The following is a 17681-nucleotide window of genomic DNA, read 5'->3' as shown; positions in this document are numbered from 1 at the left end:
CTACACGCCGATCGTGAGGGCGGCGGTGTAACCCGCCGCCACCGACCCCGACATGGTGGCGAGCTGGTGGACGGCGCCGTCGTCGCGGAACACGTTGTCGCTCTGCAGCGACACCTGCGACACGTTCCGCACGCTCTGCTCGTACCCGCTCGTCGCGTACACCGCGTCGTTGGTCTCGGGTGGCAGGGCGATCTGGCTCGTCTTCACGATCGGGCCGCTCGCGACGGCCGTGGCGATGTCGTCGTACACCTCGAAGTGGATGTGCGGCCAGCGCCCGGAGTAGCAGGCCGGGTAGATCGACGTGAAGGTGACAGTTCCGCTGGCATCGGTCTCCTGCACGCCGCGCAGGTAGTTCTCGTCCTCGATGCCCTGGCTGTACAGCGAGTAGGCGCCCTCGCGATCGCAGTGCCAGAGGTACACGCCGCGGCCCGCGAGCGCAGCCCCGGTCGCCGCATCCCTCACGGTCAGCGCGATCGTCAGCGGCACGCCCTCGGCCACCGTGGTCGACGACCCGAAGCTCGAGCGGATGTCGGCCCGCACGATGCCGGAGTCGTCGAGAACGTCGATGTCGTTCGACCCGTCGGCCGGGTACGGTCCGGCGGTCTCGTCCGGGACCTCGTCGAGGGGACCGGATGCTGCGGCCTCGGTGGTCGCGGAGGCCGACGGCGTCGCGCTCGGTGTCGCGGAGCCCGTCGACGACGGCGTGGCGGCAGCATCCGTGTCGTCCGTCACGCCGCAGGCGGCGAGCAGGCTCGTCAGCGCGACACCGCCGAAGATGCCGAGCGCGCGGCGCCGGTTCACAAGCGTGCGGATGTCGTAGACGAGGCCGCGGTGGTCCTCGTCGATCGGGTTGCCGTCGGCGTCGAGCCACTCGCGATCGCGCCGGGCGGTGTCGTCGGTGTTCATGCCTTCGAGTAGAGCGCGCGCGGCTATGCGACGTCTATGACCCGGCTATGCGTGGCGGATCGGCTCAGCCGATCGTCGTCACCGGCTCGGTGTCGGGGATCGGGCTCGCGCCGCGCACGCGCAGATCGGGCAGGCCCCGCGCGAACACGATGGCGACGAGGAGGCCCAGGGCGCAGAAGGCCGCCGCGGACGCGTAAGCAGCCGTCACTCCGCCCGGGCCGTCGATGAGGATGCCGGCGACAGCGGAGCCGGCTGCGGCGCCGATGAGCTGGCCCGTGCCGACCCACCCGAAAGCCTCCGCGGTGTCGCTGAATTTGACGCTCGCGGTCGTGACCGCCGAGAGCACGGCGAGGGCCGGCGCGATGCCGATGCCGGCCAGGAACAGCGTGGCGCCGATCCACCACACGTTGACCCACAGCGCGGTGAGGGCGAGTCCGATGGCGACGACCGTCAGGCGTCGCGCCATGGCCCAGCGGCCCATCGGCAGGTGCCCGAAAGTGAGGCCGCCGGCGAGGCTGCCGATCGAGAAGACCGCCAGCACGAGTCCGGCCTCGAGTCCGCCATGGTCGAAGGTCGCGACCACGCTCGCCTCGACGGCCGCGAACGAGCCTATGAGGAGGAAGCCGATGACCGTCGCCAGCAGGATCGGCGGGCGGGTGAGCACCTTGCCGAAGGAGCGCTTGCTGCGCGGGATGCGCACCCGGCCGACCTCGGGGGAGAGGATGAACCAGGCGCCGCCTGCCACCAGGATCACCACGACCAGCATCAGGCCGACGACGGTGCCCGCCTGCGTCGCGACGAAGGTGATGAGCACCGGGGCGAGGATCCAGATGAACTCCTGCAGCGAGGCGTCCAGCGAGTAGAGCGCGGTCAGCTGCGTCGAGTTGACCATCTTGGCGTAGATGGTGCGCACCGCGGCGACGATGGGCGGCGTCGCGGCGCCCGCGATGAAGCCGAGGACGATGTAGACCGAGACGGGGGCGACGAGGAACGCGATGGCCGTGAGGGATGCTGCGGCCACGACGGTGGTGAGGGTCAGCACCCTGCGCATGCCCCAGCGGCCCATCCAGCGGCTGGTGACGGGGCCGGCGAGCGCCTGGCCGATCGACACCGCGGCGAGGACGACGCCCGCGGCGCCGTACGAGCCGGTGATCCCCTCGATGTGCAGGAGGATCACGAGGCTGATCATCCCGTTGGGGAAGCGTGCGGTCAGCTGCGCCGCGATGATACGGGCCACCCCGGGAGTGCGCAGAAGTTCCCGGTAGCCGGCCACCAGACAACGTTACGGTACGCCCGGGGATGTCCTGGCACGGCCGCGCCTCGGTCCCCGGCGCACGGCCGGGTGCGACACGCTGCGACACGCCGGGCGGGTTCTCCACAGGCGAATCCGATGTCAGAGGCCCTGACTAGCTTCTCGCCTGTGGACGGATGCGGCCGCGGCGTTCGAAAGCCCCGTGATCCTGGCCTTTTCCAGACCCTTGCGGTTGTGGATGGATCCGTGGACAACCTGTGTTGTACATGGGGAGAACGGTGGAAAATCACACCGATGTAACTACTAGCCCTTGTGGTGCTATCGAATGTCGGTACCCATATGTAGTATTGGACTCCCGGTGGGGGGACTACCGGGAAAGAGCACCGGATGCCACCGGGGGAAGCACTGAGGAGACGGAATCGACATGGCGATCACGGTTTACACGAAGCCCGCTTGCGTGCAGTGCACGGCGACGTATCGAGCACTCGACTCCAAGGGGATCGAGTACGAAATCCACGACCTCTCCGAGGACCCTGCGGCCCTCGAGCAGGTCAAGGCGCTGGGCTACCTCCAGGCGCCGGTCGTCATCACCGATGAGGACCACTGGTCGGGCTTCCGTCCCGACAAGATCGACGAGCTCGCGTCGCGTCTGGCCTGACATGTCGGCGGTCGTGACGCAGCGCGTCGCGACGGACGCGCCACTGCTGGTCTACTTCTCGAGCGTGTCGGGCAACACCGCACGTTTCATCGAGAAGCTCGGAGCACGAGCGGTCCGGATTCCATTGCATTCGACGGATCCGGAGCTCGTGGTCGACGAGCCCTACGTCCTCGTGACACCCACCTATGGCGGAGGCCAGGGGAGGGGTGTCGAGAAGGGCGCCGTTCCGAAGCAGGTCATCCGGTTCCTCAACGACGAGCGCAACCGCAGCCTCATCCGCGGGGTCATCTCCGCGGGGAACACGAACTTCGGCGAGCACTTCTGCATCGCCGGCGACATCATCAGCCGTAAGTGTCACGTGCCGCACTTGTACCGGCTAGAGGTATTCGGCACGCCTGAAGATGTGGAACGCGTGAACGCGGGAATGGAACGATGGTGGGAACTCTGACGCAGACCGACTTCAAGACACAGGCACGCTTCGAGGGCATGGACTACCACGCCCTGAACGCGATGCTCAACCTTTACGACGCCGACGGCAAGATCCAGTTCGACGCCGACAAGCGTGCGGCGCGGGAGTACTTCCTGCAGCACGTGAACCAGAACACGGTGTTCTTCCACTCCCTCAAGGAGCGTCTCGACTACCTGGTCGAGAAGGAGTACTACGAGGGCGCCGTGCTCGAGAAGTACTCGTTCGAGTACATCCAGAAGCTCAACGACCTCGCCTACTCGAAGAAGTTCCGCTTCGAGACGTTCCTCGGGGCGTTCAAGTACTACACGAGCTACACGCTGAAGACCTTCGACGGCAAGCGCTACCTCGAGCGCTTCGAGGACCGCGTCGTCATGACCGCGCTCGCGCTGGCCGACGGCGACGAGAAGCTCGCCACCGCGCTGGTGGAAGAGATCATCTCCGGCCGGTTCCAGCCCGCGACCCCCACGTTCCTCAACGCCGGCAAGGCGCAGCGCGGCGAGCTCGTCTCGTGCTTCCTGCTGCGCATCGAAGACAACATGGAGTCGATCGCACGCGGCATCAACTCCGCCCTGCAGCTGTCCAAGCGCGGCGGCGGCGTTGCCCTGCTGCTGTCGAACATCCGTGAGTCGGGCGCGCCGATCAAGCAGATCGAGAACCAGTCGTCGGGCATCATCCCCGTGATGAAGCTCCTCGAGGACTCCTTCTCGTACGCCAACCAGCTCGGCGCGCGTCAGGGCGCCGGTGCGGTGTACCTCAACGCCCATCACCCCGACATCATGCGGTTCCTCGACACCAAGCGCGAGAACGCCGACGAGAAGATCCGCATCAAGACGCTGTCGCTCGGCGTCGTCGTCCCCGACATCACGTTCGAGCTCGCCAAGAACGGTGAGGATATGTACCTCTTCTCGCCGTACGACGTCGAGCGCGTCTACGGCGTGCCGTTCGGTGACATCTCGGTCACCGAGAAGTACCGCGAGATGGTCGACGACCCGCGCATCAAGAAGACGAAGATCAACGCGCGCGAGTTCTTCCAGACCCTCGCCGAGATCCAGTTCGAGTCGGGCTACCCGTACATCATGTTCGAGGACACGGTGAACAAGGCCAACCCGATCAAGGGTCGGATCAACATGTCCAACCTGTGCTCCGAGATCCTGCAGGTCAACACGCCCACCACGTTCAACGAGGACCTGTCGTATGACCAGATCGGCAAGGACATCTCGTGCAACCTGGGCTCGCTCAACATCGCCCTGGCGATGGACGGCGGCGACCTCGCGAAGACGGTGGACACCAGCATCCGCGCCCTCACCGCGGTGAGCGACCAGAGCCACATCCGCTCGGTCCGCTCGATCGAGGACGGCAATGACCGCTCGCACGCGATCGGCCTCGGTCAGATGAACCTGCACGGCTACCTCGCCCGCGAGCACGTCTACTACGGGTCGGAAGAGGGCGTCGACTTCACGAACATCTACTTCTACTCGGTGCTTTTCCACGCGCTGACCGCGTCGAACAAGATCGCGATCGAGCGCGGTGAGACCTTCGACGGGTTCGCGGACTCGACGTACGCGTCGGGCGAGTTCTTCGACAAGTACATCGACCAGGAGTGGGTGCCGGCGACGGCCAAGGTCGCCGAGATGTTCGAGGGCCACCACATCCCCACGCAGGACGATTGGCGCGCGCTGAAGGCCTCGATCCAGCAGCACGGCATCTACAACCAGAACCTGCAGGCGGTGCCGCCGACCGGCTCGATCTCGTACATCAACAACTCGACGTCGTCGATCCACCCGATCGCGGCGAAGATCGAGATCCGCAAGGAAGGCAAGCTCGGCCGCGTCTACTACCCGGCGGCGTTCATGACGAACGACAACCTGGAGTACTACCAGGACGCGTACGAGATCGGCTACGAGAAGGTCATCGACACGTACGCCGCCGCCACCCAGCACGTCGACCAGGGTCTGTCGCTCACGCTGTTCTTCAAGGACACCGCGACCACGCGCGACATCAACAAGGCCCAGATCTATGCGTGGCGCAAGGGCATCAAGACGATCTACTACATCCGCCTCCGCCAGATGGCGCTCGAGGGCACGGACATGAGCGAGTGCGTTTCCTGCACGCTTTGACAGTCTGATCTGGGATTTTCAAGAAGGAACAATGAGCGAGAAGCTTCAGCTCCTGGACCACGTCCAGGCCATCAACTGGAACCGCATCCAGGATGACAAGGATCTCGAGGTGTGGAACCGCCTCGTGAACAACTTCTGGCTGCCCGAGAAGGTGCCGCTGTCGAACGACATCCAGTCGTGGAACACGCTCACCCCCGAGGAGCAGACCCTCACGATGCGCGTGTTCACGGGGCTCACGCTCCTCGACACGATCCAGGGAACGGTGGGCGCGGTGTCGCTCATCCCCGACGCGATCACTCCGCACGAAGAGGCCGTCTACACGAACATCGCGTTCATGGAGTCGGTGCACGCGAAGTCGTACTCGTCGATCTTCTCGACCCTGTGCTCGACGAAGGAGATCGACGAGGCGTTCCGCTGGTCGGTCGAGAACCCGAACCTTCAGAAGAAGGCTCAGATCGTCATGGAGTACTACCGCGGCGACGAGCCCCTCAAGCGCAAGGTCGCCTCGACGCTCCTGGAGTCGTTCCTGTTCTACTCGGGCTTCTACCTGCCGATGCACTGGTCGTCGCGGGCGAAGCTGACGAACACGGCCGACCTCATCCGCCTCATCATCCGCGACGAGGCCGTGCACGGGTACTACATCGGCTACAAGTTCCAGCGCGGACTCGAGACGGTCGACCAGGCCAAGCGCGACGAGATCAAGGACTACACCTTCTCGCTGCTCTACGAGCTCTACGACAACGAGGTGCAGTACACGCAGGACCTCTACGACGGCGTCGGCCTCACCGAGGACGTCAAGAAGTTCCTCCACTACAACGCCAACAAGGCCCTCATGAACCTGGGCTACGAGGCGATGTTCCCCTCGACCGTCACGGACGTGAACCCGGCGATCCTGTCGGCCCTGTCGCCGAACGCGGATGAGAACCACGACTTCTTCAGCGGGTCGGGCTCGTCGTACGTCATCGGCAAGGCCGAGGCCACGGAAGACGAGGACTGGGACTTCTGATCTCCCGATTCTGACTCCGGCCCGAAACGGCTGGTGAGAGGCCCGGATTCGCAGGATTCTGCCGATTCGGGCCTCTCTTGTGCCTTCTCTCGAGAGACAGAGGAGGACAGTAATGAACAGGAATGGCCGTTCGGTGTGGCACGGGGGTGGCACGCGCCCACCTTCGTGGGGAGAGCGGGGTGGCTCGGCATCCGGAATTCGGCTTCGACGTGCCATCGGGCTCGTGCCATATCGTGCCACTGTTGGCGCCGAAGGTCGGGAGAAATCCCTGATCAGAAGGTGTTCGACGGGTGCCTGCGCGCACAGTGGCACGGAGTGGCGCGGGTGTCCACGTGAGTCCGCTCGTGACCACGGGAGGCCATGATGGGGACCGCACGTAGCGAGACGTTGTCGGGTCGGAGAGAGGCCTGGGGGAGTCTTCGCAAGCTTCCATCCGGTCGCTGGCAAGCGCGCTATCCGGCCCCGGACGGTGAGACATACACTGCCCGTACCGAGGACGACCAGCCGCTCACGTTCCTCACGAAGACGGACGCGCGCGCGTGGCTCGCCAGCGTTCACACGAAGATCTCGCGCCAAGAGTGGGAGCAGCCGGCTGCCCTAGCTGAGAGGCGGCGTGCGGAAGCCGAGGCGGAGCGTGCACGCTCAATCGGCTTCACTGAATACGCCGAACGCTGGATCGCGCTCATTCGTGTCGAGCCCAACCGCAGCGGAAAGCGCCGTGCGGTAGGGACGATCCGCTCGTACAAGAGCAAGGTCGATGGTTACCTGATCCCCGAGTTCGGTGACACGCCCGTCCGTGAGATCGACAAGGCCAGAATCCGGGAGATGACGGATCGGCTCGACAGGATCCCGTCGCCGTTGAACCCTCGGTCAAAGTTCAACGGCATCACTCGGCCCGTGTTGATCGTGCTCATGATGATCCTTCGGCAGGCCGCCCGCGACGGGATCATCGCTGCGGCGCCGGCAGTCACTGTTCCGAAACAGGAATCGGTGCGGCGCGATGAAGACAACGACGAAGGTGAGTACATCGCGACGCCGCAACAGGTCGAGGCGCTGTTCGCACAGACACCGAGACCATGGGCGATGATGGTGCTGCTCGCTGCGTGGTGCCAACTGCGGCGCGGTGAGTGCTTGGGGTTGCAGCGTCGCGATGTCGAATGGCACTCCGACGGCAGCGCCACTCTGCACGTGCGGCGGCAACTGAATGCAAACACTGGTGACTACTCGAATGATCTGAAGAGCGCAGCGGGGCGACGATCCCTCAGCGTTCCGAAGCTCATGCTTGGTCGCCTCGACGCACACCTTCGCGACAATGTCGCGCCCGAGGCGAAGGCGCCATTGATTCCGGGTGGTGTCCGCAGCAGCGTGCCCTTGTCGAACACACGATGGGGCTTCCTTTGGGCTGACGTTCGAGAGGCCGTCGAGGGACTGCCGCACCGATTCCGCTTTCATGACCTGCGTCACACTGGGCTCACCATCTTCGCTCGTGAGGGGGCAACGCTGGCGGAGCTGATGCGCCGAGGTGGGCACGCCGATATTCGGGCGTGCTGCGCTACCAGCACGCCACGCTGGAGCGCGATCGCGAGCTCGCCGACCGGATGAGCGATCGCGTTGCGTCCGCGCTCGCGCCGCCTGGTTCCGAGTCGCGGGACGTTCACGCTCACCTATGAGATGAGCGCGACCTGCGAGAGGGGCAATTCGGATGACTACCTACAACTCGGTTGATCGCAGTGCGCGATCGCTCGTCTCTCTCGCGGTCGCTGCCGAGCGGTTCGGCATCTCTATCAAGACCCTTCGTCGTCGCATCTCCGACGGAACCGTGCATGGGTATCGTGTGGGTCGGCTGATTCGGGTCGACCTCGACGAGCTCAGCGAACACCTCGTCGTCGAGATTCCGACCGCGCGCTGACCTAGCAGGCCCTCAACCCCGCTCGGATCCGTTCGCGGTCCGAGCGCGGTTGGTCGTCTGGGCAGCTGGTGCGCACCTTCCTGGCATGAGCGATCGTGAGCGCGTTGACGCTGTCCTCGAGCACGTGGCTGTGCTCGCATTCCTCTACTACCCCGGCGTCGAGGCGGACGATCCGGGCTACAGCCTCGCCGAGGACATCGAATGGTGTCTCGTGCGGCTCGGTGCCGTGTCGGACGTCGATCGGGAGCGCGTGCGTGCGCTCTTCGCGCGCGCGATCACGGACCCTACGGCGGCGCGCGAGGAGTTGTTCACGGCGCTCGCGGAGCTCGACGACCTACTCACCGTGGAACATCATGGGTGACGCGCAGCCGAGCGACGAGGAGCGTGCTACGCGTCTCGCCGCGCAGCGAAAGGCCTGGAACGACGCGCATCCGGACTACTACGCCGAGTACCGTGACCGGAACCGTGAGGAGATCCGCCGCAAGAACCGTGAGCGCATGCGCGATCAGGCGCAACGCGAGCGCGACGAGAAGGCGCGGCGCCAAAAGGGGATCGATCGCGCGAAGGCGTGGGCGAAGGAGCACCCCGAAGAGCGCCAGCAAGCTCGCGAACGTTACAAGCAGAAGCATCCGGAGGCGTACAAGCAGGCTCAGCGCGATTACTACCACCGGAATCGGGACGCCATTGCCGAGCGTCGGCGCGCACGTGAGGCTGCCGACCCGGAGAGGGCGAACGAGACGCGGCGCCGGGCGGTGGATCGTGCCAGGGAGGCCGGCCGCGATTCGGCGTGGTCGCCCACTCCCGATCAGCGGGCGACCTACCGTGAGCGCGAGAACGAGGCACGGCGTCTGGCGCGTCGTCGCGCGCGTGCCGGGCTGCCGGAATGTCAGCTGCACCGCATCCTCGCGCCCGAGCGACGCCACAACGATGCTGCGGCCGATGCCTTCTTCGCACGGAAACGCACCGGTGACATCGGCAGAATCCGAGCACAGGACGAGGCGACTCCTTCCGACTTGGTGCGCGCGCTGCAGGAGCGTTCGGAGAACCGCCGTGTGGTGCGTGAGATTCTGGCGATCGCCGAGGCGTACTTCGCCGAGCACGAGGTCGAGTTGCGCGCGCGAGTCGCGGAGGTATCCCGCGCACGCTTCCGGGGCGGGATGCTGCCCCTTGACGTGTACACGGAGCCGCGCCGCCACGCGCTGGAGTTCGCGAGCCGAGGTTACTTCCGCGCACACGTCGCGTCTCCGACGTCGTCGTTGACCGTCTTCCGCTGGCTGACGACCGATCGGGCCAAGCGCGGACCTGACGTCACGCTCTGATCGATCCCCGTCCGCTCGGTGGACGTTGCGGTCACCCGGACGCTCGCGACCGAGCCCAGATCACAACGAGGGTGAGCACCCCTCCTGAGGCTCACCTCTAGTCGCTGCTGACTGCGCGGCCCGTGAGAAGTGGAATGACGTTGGACGTTCTGCTCTGGACCTCTACGTCATCGTCACGGCCATCGAAGCGCGGGACCCGTGCAATGGCGATGTCGAAGAGGTCGCGGGGCGCGCGCGCCTGATCCACGAGTGACTCGCGCGGGATGCCCGACGCCTCCAGCAGCTCCGTCGACCGTGGCAACATGGACGGTTGCTCGACCGCTGTCACCAGGCCGGGCTCGTTCCTGCGCCAACCGCGCTGGCTCAGGGTGATGATGGCGTTGCGGTAGGTCACGTCGCTGATGGTGCCCAACCGGCGCGCGCGGAAGAGGAGCGCCTGGATGCTGACGCCCCACTGCTCCTTGAGTGTCCCGAGGGCGTCCCACGCGCGAGCGTTCATGGCGGTCGGCAACACGTCCCGAATCTCCGCCGCCGGCATCAGCAGCTCCGACGCGAATCGGTTGGCCTGCTCCTCGACGACGCGACCGCCGGGCTCGGCGTCACGATGCATCACGAGGTGGCCGAGTTCGTGGGCGACGTCGAACCGCTGTCGGTAATAGTCGCTCTTGACGGGGTTGAGAATGACCACCGGTCGGCTCGCGGACTCGAAGGAGTACGCGTCCACCGAGGATGTTTGCGTCGGGCTGAACACGACGAGCACACCGTGGCTCTCGAGCAGGCGCACCATGTGCTTCATCGGTCCCGTGTCGATGCCCCATGCATCCCGGAGCTCGCGGGCTGCCTCCTCTGGGCCGACTCCCACGTCGTCGGCTGACACCTCGAACGAAGGAACGTCGACCTCGGGGAACTCGACATGCTTCTCGATGGCGTCCGCGATGTCGACGGCAAGCAGTCCATACGCGAACGCCTGGTCACGAGCACGCTGGCTCGTTGACCGCAGCGAGCGGAAGTGAGGGACTGCGTCCTCGCTTGTCGCTTCAGTGCCTCGGGGTGCGAAGAACGCCGGTGTCACTCCCAGACCCAACGCCAACTGGGCCACGTTGGCAGCGGTGGGACGCTTTGTTCCTGCCTCCCACGCAGCGACGGTCGTCGCGCTCTTCTCGATGCGAGCGGCTAGGTCGCTCTTGCGCAGACCCTCGAGCTGACGTGCGAGCGTGAGCCGGTCGCCGGCGAAGAGGGTGGGCACCTGTGGCGTGCTCAACCTGCGTCCTCCGCGGCATCCTTCTTGCGCAGGCGCACAGTGACGTCCGGTTCCTGCTGCGTCGGCGCGGGAGCGTCGGGGACCACACGGCCGGCCTGGTCGGGCTCCGGTCCGCCCAACAGATCCTCATGCCAGTGCCACGGTCCCCCGAGGTCGTCGTTGTAGCGGGCGTGACCGATGGCGAGTTCGCGTTCGGCTGTCTCGCGGTCCAAGGCATGCACCAGGACGAGCGTGGGCATGGGAACCGTCGGAAGGGCATCCTGAGAAGCGAGATCGTTGCGCTGCTCGATGTCGAGCATCACATCGAGCAGCGTCAGAAGTTCCGTCTCGTCGGGCCTCTGGCGGGCAACCGCCTGAAGCGTCGGGCTAGCCTTCGTCCAGTCGATCCGTGCGATCTGACCGCGCGAAAACGAGTGAGTGATGAATCGGAACCCGCCCACCGTCCAGCCGTTGCTCCCGCGAAAGTTCGAACGGGTCACCGTTCTGGCGGGGATCACGGGCATCGAGAGACGCGCCCGCTCGCTCAGTCCCTCGTAGAGGACATCGAGGCCAACCGACTCCATGCCTTCGGCGACTTCATACTCTCCACAGGAGAAGACACGGTCGAGGCGGTCGGCGATGAGTTCATACCTACCGACCCCGGCGGTGAGCGCTCCGTACCCGTTGCCGCGCGTGAGGTCGTCGAGCGCCTGCTCACAGGCGGAGTTGAAGGCCCACGCGATGCCGCGTGCGGCATCGCTAGCCTGGAAGACATCGAGGGCGCGTTGGCGGGTGATCACGGGATCAGAGTACACCCACAGCCAGTATTCGTGTTCGTGGAATCACCCGCGTGTCTACTTTTTCGTCGTAGGCGCGCTGTAGTGTGTGGATTGCATGAAGGAGCCCCGACCGGCAGTTCAGAGACGGGCTCTGGACGCAGCAGGTCGGGGCTGAGGTGTCTGGTCGACTCCTTGACTCTAGAGGCTCCGTGGTCTCTGCACGAGTGGGCTCAAGTCCGGTCGGGTGATCTGCTTCTCGGCAATAGGGAAGGAGTACATCATGGCGAAGTCGTCGTCACGGTCGTCCAAGCCCTCGAGGGCCGCGCTGAGCAAGGCGGGGCGGACGCTCGCGTCCAACTCGTCGAATAAGCCGGCGAAGTCGAAGGCGGGCTCGACGCTCGGCAAGGGCTGAGCATCGAGGGGGTCGACGGCGTTGCCGTCGGCCCCCTCTGCTGTGACCATCCCCGTCAATTGCCCCAACATCGTCGGCTTGCGGGCACGGCCGCGCGGTACTCCATACGATCGCGGTCCGTTATCCGAGAGACTCCGTCGCATGGCCGCATTGAGCGCGCGGTGTCGCAGTCACCGGTGGGCTAACGTGCAGCGGCAGCGAGCCGCTGCGGCCCCGCGATGGCGAAATCGATGCGACCGGAGCTCAGTTGGACTGGCTGCCTGCAGCGGCGATATATGCGTCCTCCACAGCCCTGCGGCGGGCGACGTCCTCGACGACGAAGGTGCGGAAGTCGGCGGCACGGTCGTGTATCGGTGCTTCGGCAATCGCGGGCGCGGCGTCTTCTCCGGGTCACGCGGTCTGTCGGGTGGCTCGGTCGCGGTCGAGGCGGGCTCCGCAGGCGGCGACCCAGTCGTGCAGTCGCTCGCGGGCCTCGGCGAAGTCCTGGTGCCAGCCGAGTGGGGCGGAGCCGTTCTGCTGCTCGTCGTAGGCGCAGAGCCAGTGGAGGTGGAGGGCGGAGAGTTCCCAGACGAGCTCAGGGTGTCGGTGCCAGAGCGGCGGGATGATCGATGGCCCGAGTCCGTAGGTGCGGCGCAGCCAGTTGACCCATCGGTCGAGTTCGACCCACTCGAAAGCGGCCTGGTCCGACGTAAGGATATTCCAGTTCACCGGGCGCGGGACCGACGGCAGGCCTTCAGGCTCGACATCCGGTCCGTCCGCCGGCGGCGGGTCGAACTGGTAGCCAGGGATGTGCAACGGCTCATCGGCGGGCATTAGACGGACCTTCAGAGGGAGACGGGGCGGACGGCGGGCTTCGTACCCGACGGCGTCGCCGGCGCCAGCGGCGGGACGGTGCGCCGGCGTTGCAGGGTGTAGTTCGTCCGCGCAGAGTCGTGCCCGAGGCGCTTGGCGACGAACTCTTCAACCTCGACTGTCTCGCCCTCGCGCTGCCGTGACGAGGTGTGGGTGTAGCCCTCGGCGATGAAGGCGTCGCCCTTGTTGAACATGGCGTAGGCGCGTTCGGCGTTTCGGCGGAACATGACCAGGTCGTGGTACGTCGTCTCCATCTGGGTGAAGGTGCCGTCGTCGTTGCGGTCGAAGTGCTCCTGCCCGATGCGCACCCAGAATCGGGCCTCGCCCTTGGCATTGAAGGCGAGCTGGGGTTCGGATGCGATGAAGCCGGAAAGGGACTGCTGGGTCTGGATCGTCATCGGATGCTCCTAGGGAGTCGGCCGCGGTTCGGGCATCAACAAGTAGGTGCGTGCGCTATCCCCGGCGCAACTGCTCCTCAACCTGCGTGCGGTCTGCGCGCAGCTGAGCGCTGTCGGGCCGAGCCGTCCACTCACGCAGCTGCGTAACGATCGGCGGCGCAGCCCGCAACATGAGGAGCGCGGTGCCGTACGGCAGCGTCCGGATCACGTCGGGTGGCATGACCGGGACTCGCCGTGTCGAGCGCTGGTTGGAGCGCAGTCCGCGCTCGCCGACGGTGATCGAGTCGGTGACCTCGTCGCGATCACCGATCAGTGTCGAGATGTCTTGGAGGTCGCGAGATCCGGATGCTCCGCCGAGCACGATCTTCACGATGCTCGCGTCCCAGATCGCCGTCGCTGCGTTGTCGCCCCATCTCTGGCGGGCCTGCGCGAGCGACTGAAGCACCGGCATGGTAGTGATCCCAGTGCCGCCGCCTTCCGCCATGAGGACAGGGAGTGACGGTAGCGGGGCGAGGTTGCCGATCTCATCGAGCGCGAGGAGGAGGGGTGGGTCGAGGCGTGCGCCGGGGGCGCGCGCGGCGACGCGCCGGGCTGTTTCGACGAGGTCCTCGACGAGCGCAGCGACCAGGGATGACGAGGCGCCGGCGCCGGCGCCGGTGGCCAGGAGGTAGAGGGTGCCGTTATGGCGGAGGAAGGTTTCTGGGTCGAAGTGCTCGTCTTCGCCGGGGCTGACGGCATCCAGGACGCGTGGGTCGGCCAGGGCTGAGAGTGCGAGCGATACGCCTTGCCAGATCGAGTCCCGCGTTCGAGGGTCGGCGTCGATCATCGCCTCGAGTGACTCGGCCCAGCCGATGGCTGCGCCGGGGGTCGTGGTGAGGATCGCCACCGCGTCCTGCGCCGCCGCCGGGTCGAGCGTCCACCGGTACAGCTCGGCCGGCGAGCGGCCGTCCAGTGCAGCCGCATGGAGCAGCGACTGGAGTGCGGTCCGTGTCTTCCCTTCCCAGAAGCCGCCGTTCTCGACACCGACGCTCGACAGTCCGGTGCCGGCCGCGAGTCCCGCGGCGCGAATCATTGCGGTGAGGGGGATCTCGCACCCGCGCACCGGTGACCACCGCAAGCCGGCGGGGACGCCCGGAGCAAGTTGCTGCGGGTCGAACACCGCGACGGGGCCGCGTCGCATTCGTGCGCGAATGGTCGCGGTGAGGTTGTCGGGCCGGGTGGAGGTGGTGACGACCGCGCCGGGGGCGTCGAGGATCGAGTTGATGACGATGTGTGCGCCTTTGCCCGACCGGGGCGGGCCGATCACGAGGATGGAGTCCTCGACCGAGGTCCACACTTTCGTGCCGCGTGCCATCCCCACGAGATATCCGACGTCGCTGGGCTGGGGCTTGGCGACGGATGCCCGCAGATGCGTCGCCCTCGACAGCAGTGCGCGGTCCGATGCCGCGCGGCGGACGTCTGCGGATGTCGCGATTCCGGCGATGCGGTTGGGATCGGAACGAGTGTGGTGCTTGAGGTTGCGGATGAGTCGCCAGACACACCATGCGGCTGTCGCGATCAGAGCGACGAGCACGGTGACGGCGGCCCAATAGGCGATGGGGTTGAGTCCCCCGGAGCCGAGGGCAGCACCAGGGTCGCCGGGTGAGCCGAAGACGCCGATTCCGGCGGCGAGACCACCTATCGGCGGTTCCGCTCCCGTGACGAACGCGGCGACGTTGCCGGCCACGCGGAGGACGCCTGCGATCGCGACGATTCCACCGAGCGCGAGCAGGGCGAGGTTGGTCAGTGCGTCGTGCCCGGAGACATCGAGGCCGTTGTTGGCGGTCATGTCAGTCCCGCGATCACGCAGGTGCCGGAGATCCGCCCGACGAGGGCGACTTCGCCGTCGGCGCTGACCCGGCAGATGCCCGGTTCCAGCAGTGCTCGCGCGGAGCCGTCCGCGGATGCCTTGGTGTGTCGCACGATGATCGCGACGGCGACCTCTTCCCCGGGGATGAACCCGTCCTCGCCGAACACGACACGCGGCGGCGCAACGAAGGGTGCGACATCGATGAGACCTTCGGCGACGGGCGGCTCGACCACCTCATCCCGCCGCGGCGGCTCCGCGGACGGGTCAAGCGTCCTCTGCAGCGGCCTGGTGACGAGGTCGGTGAAGACGGTGCCGTCCGCTTCGTAGACGAGGACCCGCACCGGCGAACCGCGTTCCTCCAGTACCGAGTCGATGACTGTTGCGAAGGATGACCGCACCCAGGGCGGCCCGAATCGAGGTGGCTCGTAAGGAGTCCCGTCGACCGCGACGGTCATCGTGCCGTCGGCGGCGATCGTCATCGCGATCACGGGAAGGACTGGCGGTACGGTGATCGCATCGGTCGCGGGTCTTGCCGCATGGATCGTGGTCATTTCACGCCCTCCGTCATCCGTGTGGTGGTGTCGAACGCTGCGAGCTCGGCTGGGTGCAGCTGGTGCTGAACGACGAAGCTGCGGTCCTTGATCCGCCAGAGACCCTGTCCCGTCCCGAGGCCAGGCAACAGACTCTGCTCCGTGCCGGTGAGGCCCAGCGCACTCGCGGTCGCGCCGAGCTGATCTGCTTCCTGTCGGTAGATGATGCGCGTCTCGGCGTTCGCGAGGAGCGATGAGGCGATCGCGCGCATCGCGGAGCCTTGGTCGCCGACGTTGTCGAGGTCGGAGAGCTTGTGGAACACCAGCAGGTTGGCGATTCCATAGTGGCGCGCGAGGCGCCACTGGGCATCCATTCGTCTCAGCAGAGCCGGGTGGGACATGAGGCGCCAGGCTTCGTCGTAGATGACCCATCGTTGCCCGCCCTGCGGGTCGAGGAGCGCCGACTCCATCCACGCCGACGAGCACGTCATGAGGACGGAGACGAGCGTCGCGTTCTCAGCGACTCTCGACAGGTCGAGGGAGATCATCGGGAGGCTCGGGTCGAACGTGACCGTGCTCGGCCCGTCGAACAGTCCCGCGAGGTCGCCGGCGACGAGTCTGCGGAGCGCGTGGCCGACGACCCTGCCGTCCTCGACGAGGCGATTGTCGGCTCGGTGGGACTCGTCGGGGGAGAGGATCCGGTCGACGACCATCGGCAGGATCGGCGTCTCGCACGAGCGGACCGCGTCAGCGAGCGCCAGGTCGATCGCGGTGTGCTCCAGCGGGCTCAATGGCCGTTCGAGCACGGTCTCGGTGAGTGCTCCGATGAGGTCGCGGCGCCGAGAGGCGACTTGGCCGGCCCAGCTCTCGTCAGTAAGGCCGGACGGCCGGTGCCCCTCGTCCAGAGGGTTGAGGCGATTCGCCATCCCGTGTCCGAGCACGATCGCTTGCCCGCCGACCGCTTCGGCGACGGCGGTGTGCTCGCCTTTCGGGTCGCCCGGGACGTACACGCGGCGGCCGAAGGGGATCGATCTCGTGTAGAGACTTTTGACGAGCGAGGACTTGCCGGAGCCGACGATTCCCGCGAGCACGATGTTCGGGGCGGTGATCATCCCGCGGGAGTACAGCACCCACGGGTCGTACACGAACGAGGCACCCGAGTACAGGTCCTGCCCGACGAACACTCCTTGCGAGCCGAGTCCGCCCTCGGCGAGGAACGGGTAAGCGCCCGCGAGCGTTGCACTGGTGTCCTGATGGTGGGGGAGGCGGAGACGCCCTGGGGTGCGCAGCGCCGCGGACCGTGATTCGCCCGATGCCGGCAGATAGGTGGTTGCTCTCTGATCGGCGCGCAGCGCCTCGAACCCGGCGCGCTGAGCTGCGGTAGCGGCCGCTCGGGAGTCAGCAATGAGCTTCTGGGATTCTGTCCGCCTGGCGCGACGATCCTTTCGCCGTTCGCCGGCGGGATCCACGAGGACAGCCGTGTGAAGTCGCTGATCATCGCGGCCGCTCATAGCGACATCCCGCTGTGTCGGTGACTCGTCGATCTCGAGCCGGGGGAGGAACAGGGCGAGGTGCGCAGGAAGGAGTCGTCCGCATTGATGCGCGGTGCGATCGACTCGGTGAGAGGGAGGAGCGCGTTCGGCATTGTGGGGCCCCAGACGATCCGGCCGGAGTGTTGCGACGCCCGGTCCACGGCGAGCTCCGCTCTGGCAACGAGGGCCGAGGCCCGGCGCAGCGCGGTCGCCGCCGCATATGCTTCCTCGATGCCCGCTCCGTGATTGCCGTCCTCCGCGTTGGGGAACGCGTTCTCGCTCGTGTGCGCGGAGGCGAGCTGATCGAGCACCTGCCCCAGCGATCTGAGGCCGCCCAGCACGTCGCCGACCACGACGTATGTTGCGGCCGGCTGGTCGAAGGATCGGGTTGCATGCGCGAGTGCACGGAGCGCCTGGCACGCTTCCTCGCCATCCACGACGGGATCTTGGAAT

General features: G+C 66.5%; 19 protein-coding genes. 9 read left to right on the top strand and 10 right to left on the bottom strand.

Going from position 1 to position 17681, the window contains the following annotated elements; translation table 11 throughout:
• Both ACVN90_RS13065 and ACVN90_RS13060 read right to left on the bottom strand, forming a co-directional pair.
• Positions 1-906, bottom strand: a complete 906-nt coding sequence (locus tag ACVN90_RS13065; RefSeq protein ID WP_475098670.1) for an intradiol ring-cleavage dioxygenase — start codon at positions 904-906, stop codon at positions 1-3.
• Between the two features lie 64 nt (positions 907-970).
• On the bottom strand, positions 971-2179 hold the full coding sequence (locus tag ACVN90_RS13060) for an MFS transporter (protein WP_475098669.1): 1209 nt from the start codon (positions 2177-2179) through the stop codon (positions 971-973).
• Between the two features lie 403 nt (positions 2180-2582).
• On the opposite strand from ACVN90_RS13060, the gene nrdH reads away from it, so the two are divergent.
• The 8 genes from nrdH to ACVN90_RS13020 all read left to right on the top strand — a co-directional run bounded on the left by nrdH (position 2583) and on the right by ACVN90_RS13020 (position 9636).
• Complete coding sequence (gene nrdH / locus ACVN90_RS13055) at positions 2583-2816, top strand: glutaredoxin-like protein NrdH (protein ID WP_116196298.1); 234 nt, start codon at positions 2583-2585, stop codon at positions 2814-2816.
• A gap of 1 nt (position 2817) precedes the next feature.
• Positions 2818-3264 (top strand): class Ib ribonucleoside-diphosphate reductase assembly flavoprotein NrdI, encoded by a 447-nt coding sequence (nrdI, locus tag ACVN90_RS13050; protein ID WP_475098668.1) that lies wholly within the window; start codon positions 2818-2820, stop codon positions 3262-3264.
• Positions 3249-5402: a class 1b ribonucleoside-diphosphate reductase subunit alpha gene (nrdE, locus tag ACVN90_RS13045; RefSeq protein WP_475098667.1), complete on the top strand. Its 2154-nt coding sequence runs from the start codon at positions 3249-3251 to the stop codon at positions 5400-5402. Before nrdI ends, nrdE begins: the two co-directional genes overlap by 16 nt.
• Before the next feature lie 31 nt (positions 5403-5433).
• The gene (gene nrdF / locus ACVN90_RS13040; protein WP_109210305.1) at positions 5434-6408 is read left to right on the top strand and encodes a class 1b ribonucleoside-diphosphate reductase subunit beta; all 975 of its coding nucleotides are present in this window, start codon (positions 5434-5436) and stop codon (positions 6406-6408) included.
• Positions 6409-6771: 363 nt separating this feature from the next.
• Complete coding sequence (locus ACVN90_RS13035) at positions 6772-8010, top strand: tyrosine-type recombinase/integrase (RefSeq protein ID WP_475098666.1); 1239 nt, start codon at positions 6772-6774, stop codon at positions 8008-8010.
• 100 nt (positions 8011-8110) lie between these two features.
• Positions 8111-8317: an excisionase family DNA-binding protein gene (locus tag ACVN90_RS13030; RefSeq protein ID WP_475098665.1), complete on the top strand. Its 207-nt coding sequence runs from the start codon at positions 8111-8113 to the stop codon at positions 8315-8317.
• Positions 8318-8402: 85 nt separating this feature from the next.
• A complete protein-coding gene (locus ACVN90_RS13025; protein WP_475098664.1) occupies positions 8403-8678 on the top strand; it encodes a hypothetical protein in 276 nt (91 codons plus the stop codon).
• On the top strand, positions 8572-9636 hold the full coding sequence (locus tag ACVN90_RS13020) for a hypothetical protein (protein ID WP_475098663.1): 1065 nt from the start codon (positions 8572-8574) through the stop codon (positions 9634-9636). The genes ACVN90_RS13025 and ACVN90_RS13020 overlap by 107 nt, the downstream gene beginning before the upstream one ends.
• Positions 9637-9733: 97 nt before the next feature.
• On the opposite strand, the gene ACVN90_RS13015 is transcribed toward ACVN90_RS13020, so the two are convergent.
• Entirely contained in the window at positions 9734-10882 is a 1149-nt protein-coding gene (locus ACVN90_RS13015) for a helix-turn-helix domain-containing protein (protein ID WP_475098662.1), read from the bottom strand.
• An 11-nt stretch (positions 10883-10893) separates the two neighbouring features.
• Positions 10894-11676, bottom strand: a complete 783-nt coding sequence (locus ACVN90_RS13010; protein ID WP_475098661.1) for a hypothetical protein — start codon at positions 11674-11676, stop codon at positions 10894-10896.
• A gap of 259 nt (positions 11677-11935) precedes the next feature.
• Here ACVN90_RS13010 and ACVN90_RS13005 point away from each other — a divergent pair, with 259 nt between their 5' ends.
• Positions 11936-12067: a hypothetical protein gene (locus ACVN90_RS13005; protein ID WP_475098660.1), complete on the top strand. Its 132-nt coding sequence runs from the start codon at positions 11936-11938 to the stop codon at positions 12065-12067.
• Between the two features lie 390 nt (positions 12068-12457).
• Here the strand turns inward: ACVN90_RS13005 and ACVN90_RS13000 are convergent, their stop codons facing one another.
• The 6 genes from ACVN90_RS13000 to ACVN90_RS12975 are packed head-to-tail and all read right to left on the bottom strand — an operon-like array spanning position 12458 to position 17665.
• A complete protein-coding gene (locus ACVN90_RS13000) occupies positions 12458-12880 on the bottom strand; it encodes a hypothetical protein (protein WP_475098659.1) in 423 nt (140 codons plus the stop codon).
• Positions 12881-12891: 11 nt separating this feature from the next.
• A complete protein-coding gene (locus tag ACVN90_RS12995) occupies positions 12892-13317 on the bottom strand; it encodes a single-stranded DNA-binding protein (RefSeq protein WP_475098658.1) in 426 nt (141 codons plus the stop codon).
• Positions 13318-13372: 55 nt separating this feature from the next.
• Complete coding sequence (locus tag ACVN90_RS12990) at positions 13373-15145, bottom strand: type IV secretory system conjugative DNA transfer family protein (protein ID WP_475098657.1); 1773 nt, start codon at positions 15143-15145, stop codon at positions 13373-13375.
• Entirely contained in the window at positions 15142-15717 is a 576-nt protein-coding gene (locus ACVN90_RS12985; protein WP_475098656.1) for a hypothetical protein, read from the bottom strand. Before ACVN90_RS12985 ends, ACVN90_RS12990 begins: the two co-directional genes overlap by 4 nt.
• On the bottom strand, positions 15714-17207 hold the full coding sequence (locus tag ACVN90_RS12980) for an ATP-binding protein (RefSeq protein ID WP_475098655.1): 1494 nt from the start codon (positions 17205-17207) through the stop codon (positions 15714-15716). Before ACVN90_RS12980 ends, ACVN90_RS12985 begins: the two co-directional genes overlap by 4 nt.
• Positions 17204-17665: a hypothetical protein gene (locus ACVN90_RS12975; RefSeq protein ID WP_475098654.1), complete on the bottom strand. Its 462-nt coding sequence runs from the start codon at positions 17663-17665 to the stop codon at positions 17204-17206. Before ACVN90_RS12975 ends, ACVN90_RS12980 begins: the two co-directional genes overlap by 4 nt.
• Positions 17666-17681 lie beyond the last annotated feature (16 nt).

Source organism: Microbacterium sp. F01 (assembly GCF_056156365.1).
This window is presented reverse-complemented; position numbering and strand designations above follow the sequence as displayed.